This window comes from Wolbachia pipientis, assembly GCF_023661085.1.
Classification (GTDB): domain Bacteria; phylum Pseudomonadota; class Alphaproteobacteria; order Rickettsiales; family Anaplasmataceae; genus Wolbachia.
In genome coordinates this window covers 1-8480 of sequence record NZ_JAHDJT010000052.1, presented here as the reverse complement: position 1 = coordinate 8480, position 8480 = coordinate 1, and the positions used below count along the sequence as shown (strand labels likewise).

The 8480-nt window shown below is 37.1% G+C and carries 5 protein-coding genes; 1 reads left to right on the top strand and 4 read right to left on the bottom strand.

What is annotated here, in order from left to right; genetic code table 11:
- The 4 genes from DM84_RS03135 to DM84_RS03120 form a co-directional block, all read right to left on the bottom strand.
- Window positions 1-273, bottom strand: a 273-nt coding sequence (locus tag DM84_RS03135) for an ankyrin repeat domain-containing protein (RefSeq protein ID WP_250778290.1), incomplete at its 3' end; no start/stop codon positions are given.
- Between the two features lie 130 nt (window positions 274-403).
- On the bottom strand, window positions 404-1780 hold the full coding sequence (locus tag DM84_RS03130; RefSeq protein WP_250778289.1) for a PleD family two-component system response regulator: 1377 nt from the start codon (window positions 1778-1780) through the stop codon (window positions 404-406).
- Entirely contained in the window at window positions 1752-2048 is a 297-nt protein-coding gene (gene tatB, locus DM84_RS03125; protein ID WP_250778288.1) for a Sec-independent protein translocase subunit TatB, read from the bottom strand. The genes DM84_RS03130 and tatB overlap by 29 nt, the downstream gene beginning before the upstream one ends.
- Window positions 2049-2053: 5 nt before the next feature.
- Complete coding sequence (locus tag DM84_RS03120) at window positions 2054-6754, bottom strand: NAD-glutamate dehydrogenase (RefSeq protein WP_250778287.1); 4701 nt, start codon at window positions 6752-6754, stop codon at window positions 2054-2056.
- Window positions 6755-7137: 383 nt separating this feature from the next.
- Between DM84_RS03120 and DM84_RS03115 the strand changes: the two genes are divergently transcribed.
- Window positions 7138-8310: an NADH-quinone oxidoreductase subunit D gene (locus DM84_RS03115; RefSeq protein WP_250778286.1), complete on the top strand. Its 1173-nt coding sequence runs from the start codon at window positions 7138-7140 to the stop codon at window positions 8308-8310.
- The last annotated feature ends 170 nt before the right edge of the window (window positions 8311-8480 follow it).

Genomic DNA, 8480 nt, shown 5'->3' with positions numbered 1-8480 from the left:
AACCTCGCTTAGCTTCGCTAAGTATTTCTTAATGCGTACCACGGCGCACGGTTTTATAGCACAGGTACCTTTAATACTAGCCCCTTTATCTACTAGGAACTTTACAACCTCCAATTGACCACGCTCAGCAGCAAAATATAAAGGTGTATAACCACGTTTATACCAACCATCGTGCTCCACGTGAATATTAGCTCCTTGATTAAGACACCTTTTAACCCTATCAAGGTTGCCTTGCTGTGCAGCATCAAGTAATTCTTGATCAATTGTTCTCATAAACCCTCCAAAGTTGTTACTAAATTATGTAAATTCCAGTGCCTATACCATAGATATTTTTTGTACGCAACAACTTTTTTGAAATTGTGAGTTTGAATTGATGGTAACTTTTATGTCGTCACACTCTGAGTTAGCCAGTGACTACTCTATTTCTGCCACTGTTTTTTGCTTTATATAGATATCTGTCAGCGCGTACTATAAATTTTTTAATGTTATCAAGATCAGGTTTTTGCATTTCTGCAATTCCAATGCTCACAGTCACACTATGAGTTGTGTTCTCGCCTGAGAGCACAAAAGGTTCTGTAGCGATAATTTCACGTATCCTCTCTGCAACAGTGTATGCATCTGATATATTGGTATCTGGCATTACAACAACAAATTCCTCACCACCAAACCTAGCTAGCAAGTCCGTCACTCTGATATTTTCAGAGATTCTCTTCTGCATTTGCTTTAAAAGTTCATCTCCAGCACTATGCCCAAAATCGTCATTTACTACCTTAAAATAGTCTATATCGAGTATCATAAGAGATAATCTTCTGTCCTTCTCTACAGAATCTTTAACAATGTTTTTCAAGTGCGCATCAAAATATCTTCTGTTGTAACAGTTAGTTAGCGGATCCTTTATAGACATTTCTGCATTATTGAACAAGTTCATTCTCAAGGCATCTTGATACCTCTTACGTTTCACTTGTAAATTAACTCTTGCTATTAACTCACTCTCGTCCAGCGGTACTGTTAAGTAATCGTTAGCACCCACGTTAAGCGCTTTTACTAAATTGTTTTTATCATAATCTTCAGAGAGAATCAAAATTGGCGTGTAACGTGTTTCCACTTTACTACGAAACTCAGAACATAAACGTAGGCCATCAGTTTGCGAAAATTGCATGTCGGAAATAATCAGGTCGTAGTTATCCTCAATACCAATTTTCGATGCCTCAGTTGGATCATTCAGCACTTTAATTGACCCAAAACGTTGACTCAGTACATTATATATCTGTTCTGCTTGAAAGACATCCTCATCCACAACAAGTATGTTAGCATCAAAAATCTGGTTGGAATAATCCATAATACTGCTTCCTGCTACCCCACCAATCTCAGCGTTAGTTTCTCCTCTCAAACGCAACTCATCTATTATCATCTTCAAGCGCGTGAGGGACTTGATTCTCGCAGACAGAGCAGTTTCATCTATTGGTTTAGTTAGAAAGTCATCTGCACCAGCATTAATGCCCTGCACTCTATCGTGAGTGTCATGCAGCGCGGTCACCATAATTATTGGAATATGGGTTGTTAAGGGATCACTCTTTAGGCTCTTACAAACTTCAAAGCCATTTATTTTCGGCATCATGATATCGAGTAATATAATATCTGGCTGCTGCTTTGCTACTAGATCTATAGCTTCTTTACCATCATGAGCTACGATAACTGTATAGTACTCTGCTTTTAGTCGAGCTTCTAAAAGCTTAACATTAGATGGTACATCATCTACTACTAGAATCTTCGCTGTCATTGCCTTTAGATGTATTATCTATATTGTAACTAGGATAAAACTTACCATCTTTACCAACTATATAATTTACCTTTTCGACACTGTACTCTTTATACAAATCTTCAATTCCAGCATCTTTTAACAATTTCCTAGTTCTCGACTTTGCAATCATAAAATACCTATATATATTCCTAATAAGGTCAATAAACGCAGGCATCTTGTTCTTATCAAGAACAACTATACTCACTAGTGCTATAACTAAAATTTCTGAAAGGCCTATGTTGAACATTTTTCCTACGAGGCAAGTACTTTAATTCTTCTTATTATAAATATTAATTTACTTAAATCAAGCTTAGAAGCAACCATCTCATCTAAGAAACTGCTATAACGTTCTATGTAATCCGTATCGTTACAAGCCCAGGTTTGAACTTTATCTTCACGGTTGCTAGTGGATTTTATAACTTTGACAGCTAGCTTATAATGATAATTGCTTAAATCATCCAATAAATCATTAATTAAGCTGCGGTCCCAATAAGAAGAATGACTTTTCATCTTGATAGCAATTGTTCTAATCAGATCGAATCTCAGTAGCGACTTTAATTCAAAGTATATTTTACCAGTGTCGAGAATAGGTAAAGATGTCTGCTCAGAAATGGATATAACGTCCAATGCATAGGCTAAAACGCACAGATCAGCAACTTTTTTTGCTAGATCTTTATTTATATTAAGTTCTACTAGAGAAGCAGACCCATGGTGATAGACCTTCAATAGATGTTCATCTAAAACATCAGTTAGGTTCTGGCCTAAAGTCTTAATTGCATCCTGAAATTTTGTGACATCATCTAGCTCTATAGAGCCGAGCTTGCTGAGATTTTTTACTAACCAAAATGACACTCTACCAATAAACTTTTGCACATTCCTCACTATTTGCAAGTATGAGTTAGCATCAATCTTGCCATCCAATTCATCAATTTTCTGCCACAGGTTATTTAAACTATATAAACGGTTAACAACAATATACACATTAACTGCTTCATGCACTTTTATTCCAGTATTTTCAACTAGATTATTAATAAATATACATCCCATCCTATTTACTACATCATTTGCAATGCAAATGGAGATAATTTCTCTACGAAGTTGGTGTTTTAATATGTAATCCTTAAACTCTGTTACCATTTTTTGCGGAAAGTAGTTTAGCAAGTAATCACGACACAAGGAATCTTTTTCAGGCAGGCTGGAAAGTATAATTTCATTTTCTATTGCTGTTCTAGCGTAAGACATCAGGACAGAAAGCTGAGGAGAACTAAAGCCCTCTGCTCCAGTCAACATTCTCGCTATTTCCTCATCAGCTGGAAGAAATTCCACACTTCGGTTCAACAACCCAGATCTCTCCAAGCTGAGTAATAATCTGTGATGCTGCTCTAACCTTTCCTTAGCTTGCAAGCACTCAAGAAGTAATGCTTTTGTTTCAATTCTATTATGATCTTCAAGTACCTTAGATGCAACTTCGTCTACCATACTAGCCAGTATTTTGTTCCTTTTTTCTAAGGAAATGCCTCCTCCTTTCATAATCGAAACAAATGCAATTTTGATGTTAACTTCCAAATCAGAACATATTACTCCTGCCGAATTATCAATAAAATCTGCATTGATATATCCACCCTTCTCTGCATACTCTATTCTTCCAAGCTGCGTACAACCGAGATTACCACCTTCTATGAACATAGAAGCTCTAATATCCTCACCATTCACTCTTAACTCATCATTTGCTTTGTCACCGACCATGTCATGGCTTTCACTTCTCGCTTTGACAAACGTGCCAATTCCTCCATTCCATATAAAGTCCACTCTTGCTTTCAACAGATATCGGATCAAGTCACTTGGAGATAATATATCCTCTGTTATATCAAAGCATTTTTTTATTTCTTGAGAAATGTTTACTTGCTTGCTGCTGCGCTCAAATACTCCACCACCCTCAGAAATCAAATCCTTGTTATAATCCATCCAAGTTGAAAATGGCAATTCAAAGAGGCGTTTACGCTCTGTGAAACTCTTTTCTGCATCAGGATTCGGGTCAACAAAAATATGCATATGGTTAAATGCGCCGATTAAACGCATATTTTTTGAAAGCAGCATGCCGTTCCCAAACAGATCGCCAGCCATATCTCCAATTCCAACGACAGTTACATTTTGATAAATATCCCTATTCATTCTCCAAAAATGCCTTTGTGCTGCAATCCACGCACCTCTTGCTGTAATACCCATCTTTTTGTGGTCGTAACCTGCCGATCCACCAGATGCAAATGCATCGCCAAGCCAAAAATTATACTCAGAGGCTATTTGGTTGGCATAATCAGAAAATGAAGCAGTGCCTTTATCTGCCGCAACTACCAAGTATGGATCATCTTTATCATATCTGATCACATTTTCTGGTGGAATTATTTTACCATCAACTACATTATCAGTAATATCAAGCATTCCTCTGATAAAATTCCTATAGCACTCAACACTTTTCTCTCTTAAGATATTTTTATCTCTATAAACTTTCTTTATTATAAACCCACCCTTTGCACCCACAGGGACTATAACCGCGTTTTTCGTCATCTGAGCTTTCATGAGCCCCAAAACTTCAGTGCGAAAATCTTCCGTCCTATCCGACCATCTCAAACCACCACGCGCTAGTTTTCCTCCCCTTAAATGTATTCCCTCAAAAAGGTTCGAATACACGTACAATTCACGATATGGACGCGGGTCAGGCAAACCATTTATTTTACTTGAATCAAATTTTGTAGATAAATATGGTTTATCATCTTGGTAATAACTGCTCCTTAAAATGGCCATTATCAAGTTAAATATTGAACGTATAACGTAATCATGTGAAACATTGCTGATCTCTTTTAGAAGCTCCTCAATTTTCTCTCTGAAGATGTCTGTAGTTTCTGCTCTATCAATATCTATACTAGGATCAAATCTTGCATGAAATAATTGTATCAAATACTTCACTATCTTTGGATACTCTGAAACTACTTTTTGAATGTATTCTGGGTTATATTTAAATGATGTTTGCTTCAGATAAGCACTTAGCGCTCTAACCAGAAGCACCTCCTTCCACTCCAGCCCAGCAATAATGATCAAACTGTTGAAATAGTCATTTTTAATTTCCCCTTTAAACACTTTTGCAAGTGTTATCTCAAACTGCTCTTTTAGAGTAATGTTGTCTATTAGCTCATCGACCCTCGACAACACAAAATGGTGTATCCATATTCCACCGTTGATTTCTATGTAATAACCATTATGAGATAGGATCTTCGCCCCCAGATTCTTAGTAATTCTCAATATCTTTGATAATTCAAGGCCGCCATTGCTCGGAGTGTAAACCTTTAATTGGTAATTCAGATTGTCACGAGTAAGTCTTAAATCGACCTTACTTACTTTCTTTTTCCTTACTATCTCCAATTTCTTCATATCGTAATATGCGTCGTTAGGCTCGAAACTCTCTTGATAGCTTATCGGAAATGCTTTGCAATAACGGATAAATACATCCTCAACAGTACCGAAGGTATTATATAGGTTATCTATAAAACGATCTTCCCACTTTTCTGTAATGTTTCTCAACTTGTTTTCAATACACAGAACTTCATCATCAAGAACACTAGCACTTTCAGCCTTTAGCACCACATGCAATTTCATCAAGTCATATTCGTTTATAATGTGATGGTTATAGATATCTGCACCTTTTGCGTTTATCTCATCCTTCAATATATCGCGTACCTTGAACATTAACCTGGCACTAGCATAACGCATCGGTATCAGCACTATGCAACTAACAAAGTCTCCTATCTTTCTTAAAAATAATTTGACTCTTGGTCTAATTGCAAGAGACATGATCGAAGTACAAATTTTAAACAACTCATCTTCATTGGACTGGAATAATTCATCACAAGAGAATGCTTGCAAGATAGAAACTAAAGCTTTATTGTTGTGGCCACCCGGTATGAAGCCTGCCCTTTTCTCTATTATCTCAATTTTACCCTTTATTACCGGAATAGTTCGAATATCTTGAACTTCAGCTATAGAAGTAAACAATCCAAAAAAACGCCGTTCCTTTATTACGTTACCCTGATCATTAAATTCTCTCACCCCTATACAATTCATGTATGTACGCCGATGAACTATTGAAATCAGATCTGACCTTAATATATATAAATGATCAATGTCTACACAGGGAACCAATACATTTTGATACTCTTTACTTGCTCTCATCAAACCAAGATCTTCCTTACCACTGGGAATAAACTTCCCATCTTTATCAGGAATGCATTCTTGATAACCTAAAAATACAAAGTTGTTATTCTTCAACCAAGCTAGAAAATCTTTTTCCTGGATTCCAGTATCAAGTACTGGGATGACAGAACGACTTGCCTCATCAAGCTTCTGCAGCATCAGGTGCCAATCTTTTACAACGCAATTAACCGCCTCCAGTGTTCTGTGTAGAGATTCTTTTAGTGTATTAACAAAACTATCACTTATGCCTTTAATAACCACATATATCACCGACTCCTTGATACCATTATCATCTTCTAAATGGCAAATCTCATTAATAAGGCCACTTTTTCTTTGGATGTTAATTATGCTGTTGCTGTAGTAGCATATAGTTAAATCGTGCGATTTAATGGTGGCAATAATAGAGTCAACCAGAAAAGGCATGTCGTCATTTGCTACTTTAATTATAGTAAAATTGCCTTCTATCCCTGGTACATCATTTACATTGCTTACCATTAACTTACTTTCTTCTTTCTCTTTTTTAAGGATGAAGTTGTATGCGTCTTCTGCAATATACAGAAGAAATTTATCATTGATCTTTAGGTCGCTATTATAGACAAAATTATAAAAGTACTTAATAAACTCTTTGACTTTTTCCTTTTTTTCTTGATTTTCTTGATTAATCAACTTAAATAAAGACTCAGTGTCAACATTATGCTCTACACACATTTTTTGCAACCAAAATACATAGCGAATTTAAACCCTTTTAACTAAGATTTCATTACTAAAAGCACACATTATTAGCTCATCGCCTTTCTATTGCATTCACCAGCCCACCATAAGCGCACCTGAAAAGGAGTGTGAAGTTTCCCTGCAATAAAGGTGCTAAAGTGATACATAAGAACTACCTAGCTATAAGTCCAGTTTCCCTATGGTTATTACCACATATGATGCAAACTTTTTTTGGTCAGGCATGAACTTCCTACTTCAAATTATTATAATCCTTTGTTATTGCATAATTCCGCAACCAATGTCAATTATATAACAGAGGTTTCCGATTGACTTTTAACGCACTTCAGTCTATATAATTTCAATATCTTAAGTTATCAGGTATGCCAGATCTAAAAACAATGATGTTGAATTTTGGACCTCAGCACCCGGCTGCACATGGAGTGTTGCGTCTTGTATTGGAAATGGATGGTGAAGTGATCGAAAGAGCAGATCCCCATATTGGGCTTTTGCACCGTGGCACTGAAAAATTAATAGAGCATAAAACATATCTCCAAGCTTTGCCGTATTTTGATCGTCTTGACTACGTATCACCAATGTCGCAAGAGCACGCATATTCACTGTGTGTAGAGAAATTGTTGCAATGTGAAGTGCCAGTCAGAGCAAAGTATTTGCGTGTTTTATTTTGTGAGCTGACCAGAATACTAAATCACTTACTTAATATCTCTTCTCAAGCGCTGGATGTTGGAGCAATGACTCCTCTTTTATGGCTCTTTGAAGAAAGAGAAAAAATATTGGCATTCTACGAAAGAGCTTCGGGTGCAAGGTTTCACGCAGCTTACATTAGGCCAGGTGGAGTGGCGGCAGATATTCCAGAAGGTTTGATTGAGGATATTGCAAAGTTCATAGAGCAATTTCCGCAGTATATAGATGATGTTGATGAGCTTTTGACAGAAAATAGGATATGGAAACAACGTACTGTAGGAATTAGTGAAATATCGATTAAACAGGCGCTTGACTGGGGTTTTAGCGGACCAATGCTGCGTGCTGCTGGGCTTGCTTGGGATTTGCGGAAAAGCCAACCATATGAGATATACGACCAACTGGATTTTGATATACCAATCGGCCAAAATGGCGACTGTTATGACCGTTATTTAGTCAGGATGGCGGAGATTAGGCAATCTATTAGTTTGGTAAAGCAGTGCATAGAAAGAATGCCCGAAGGACCAGTAAAAACTGAAGATAGAAAGATTTCTCCACCGCCAAGAGCAGAGATGAAAACGTCCATGGAGGCTCTCATTCACCATTTTAAGCTTTATTCGGAAGGGTATCGTGTGCCAGAAGGTGAAGCTTATGCGGCTGTTGAGGCACCAAAAGGCGAGTTTGGAGTGTATATAGTTTCAGATGGCACTAATATGCCCTATAGGTGCAGAATAAGAGCACCCGGCTTTGCGCATTTGCAAGCCTTGGACTTCATGTCAAAAGGGCACATGCTTGCTGACATTGCAGCAATTATTGGTTCGCTCGATATAGTTTTTGGTGAGATTGATAGGTAAGCTATAGCTCGTTTGGTAGCAATCGGAAGTTAATAGATCTATTGCATAACAAATCAGCTTTGGCATATACGAAAAAACTACTTGACAACTTTCGCCGTTACCCTTATCATAGTACTGAAGCTATTTGTTTAACTTTCCAATCTGTACAGGTTAAAATGACAAGAGAACTT